The sequence below is a fragment of the Natronorubrum sulfidifaciens JCM 14089 genome, from assembly GCF_000337735.1.
GTDB classification, from domain to species: Archaea; Halobacteriota; Halobacteria; order Halobacteriales; family Natrialbaceae; genus Natronorubrum; species Natronorubrum sulfidifaciens.
Window position 1 is genome coordinate 1 of sequence record NZ_AOHX01000018.1, and the last position, 2,387, is coordinate 2,387.

1 protein-coding gene is annotated in these 2,387 nt (G+C 52.0%); it reads left to right on the plus strand.

What is annotated here, in order from left to right:
• Positions 1-2 precede the first annotated feature (2 nt).
• Positions 3-740, plus strand: a complete 738-nt coding sequence (locus C495_RS18575) for a DUF5817 domain-containing protein (RefSeq protein WP_008159180.1) — start codon at positions 3-5, stop codon at positions 738-740.
• Positions 741-2,387: the final 1,647 nt, after the last annotated feature.

The following is a 2,387-nucleotide window of genomic DNA, read 5'->3' on the forward strand; positions in this document are numbered from 1 at the left end:
CCTTGGACGACAGTTTTGACGTCGTCCTTTGCCCAAGTTGCTCTGGAAAATCCTGGATCATTGAAACTAATACACGCAGGTACCAGTCAACTGTGGCATGCCCTCACTGTGGTCAAGAAAGGGATACTGAAAAACTGAAAATTGTAGCCACTGCGGATGAGTGGGCTGGGGCAGCGGAAGAACGTGCGCGGTACCACGCAACAAAAGCTGGTGAGGATGACACGTACAATAGATTCACCAATGAACACGGCCCGTACAACAAGCAACTTGACGCCGTTGATGACCTTCAAAGAGAAATAAGCGATTCTGCGCTTAATCTCAGGATCGGAACGCTGAACCAACAGATCAAGGTACGATATGGCCCCGCAGAAGACCGAGACAGACATCTAAATTCAGGGGGACTCAGCTCATTCGACGAAGATCAGACACAGTTCGAAACACTGGCTGAGTATCGGATGGAGCAGTCCCGGTTTGAACACCGCGAACGATTTGCCGACCAAGCCTCTGATTCAGTGGTTTCAGCGGATGAGCTGATTGATGATTATCATGGAGACCCAGCCGATGACGATTCTTCACGTTACATCCAAAACACCGAGCCGATCGCTTGGGGCGAGCGTGCAGACCGAGATGATCTCGTGACGGGCGAAGTGACGCCGACTGATCAAANGATTCTTCACGTTACATCCAAAACACCGAGCCGATCGCTTGGGGCGAGCGTGCAGACCGAGATGATCTCGTGACGGGCGAAGTGACGCCGACTGATCAAACACATGCCTGGATCAAACTGGACCTCGATGAAGAAACAACTCTATCTACAGCATGGGAGAGTCTCTTCTCGAAGAACCGTGTCCAAAAGGCGTTTGCGGCCTCAGTTCGACAGTTGCTCGAAGATCTTACCGTAGTAGAGTGCCATGAGATCCTCGAAGAGTTCCATATCCCACACTGGCTTCGAGCACCGATTCTGAACGCAGCCCGAGGAAACAATCGTGAAGCGTGGCGGGNTGCGACTGAGGATCTACTTGCGACTGCACAATTATTTGCTGGCCTTGACAGGCATCTTTCGGTTGCTGCGATCGTTCACGAGGACTGGCTTAGCCGGCGACGTGATCAGCGTGAAGACATCTGTGATTTGCTGTCAGTCCTTGCTGCGAACCTGGAAATCAAAGTTTGTTCCAGTGGGCTCGTATTGAACAAGGTCGTTGATGCACACCGACTTGATCTTCCTGGCGTTAGTGACTGGNGGACATCCTTAGAACGCTCTACGAGAACAATGGCGGGCCATTGGCGTACGGGGAATTATACGCGGAATATCTGTGCGATAATTCACGTATCCGGCAGTGCCTTGGTCAACTGAACTCGTACGAACTCATCAATCAGTTCGGTCCCCGAAACGATCGAAAGGTCGAGCTTCTCGAAGCTGGAGAAGCTGTGCTTGAAGCCTTTGACAGGGAAATCGCAAGGCAGCGTCGGATTGAATCCTTTGTTAGCGATGCTGGACAATCTTCTCCGAAGGGCCGTGTATCCCCGCACACACGATCCCCCCCTGAGGGGGCTTCTTTGGAGAACACTGAGGAAAACAACGATCCGTGGACAACACAGTATCTAAAAACTCCACAGCACGTTTCCGCTGTAGCGTCCGCCGAGAACGGTAGTGTGACACTTGTTTCCGGTGGCATCGACGAAAGTGTGGATCGAACACGATGGGCGAGNGCAATAGCGTTAGCCTCTCCTAAATTCCTCAACCGTGCTCTTACACCTGATCGGCTTTCATCCATCGATGATCCACCAATCATTGTTCGAGAAGCGCGCTGTATTGGCGGGGCTTCAGATGATGCTCTCGACGATCCCGCAGAGTTTCGCTCTAACCTCATCGACTGGGGTGAAGAGATCGAGGACATGACCCGTCGTCTCAAGCACGGCAAGTACGAAGATCGCAACGCCTACCGTAGTGAGATTTTACGAAAATCTCACGGCCTCTTCGGGTCAATCGNCCCGTCGTCTCAAGCACGGCAAGTACGAAGATCGCAACGCCTACCGTAGTGAGATTTTACGAAAATCTCACGGCCTCTTCGGGTCAATCGTTCATCTCTTAGATGCCGTCGGTATTGACCTCGTCCGTGAGATTCGCGTCCCTCGTGGAGCGGACAAGGATCGTCAATTAGGCGAACTGGCTCAGTCAATCGCTGTTTCCGTAGCAATTCAGTCGAAGTATCGGGATGTGTTTGCCTGTTACCGGCAGTTGTTCGAACAACGTGAGGAGAAACGTGAACGGGCACTTACGCCGAAGATTGATGCAACCAATCCGTACGGCAACCTTATCGGTTCTATCGTCGTTCGCGGTCCAGACATCCACCGGTTAGAGCCAAAGCTTCGGCATTATCTTGAAA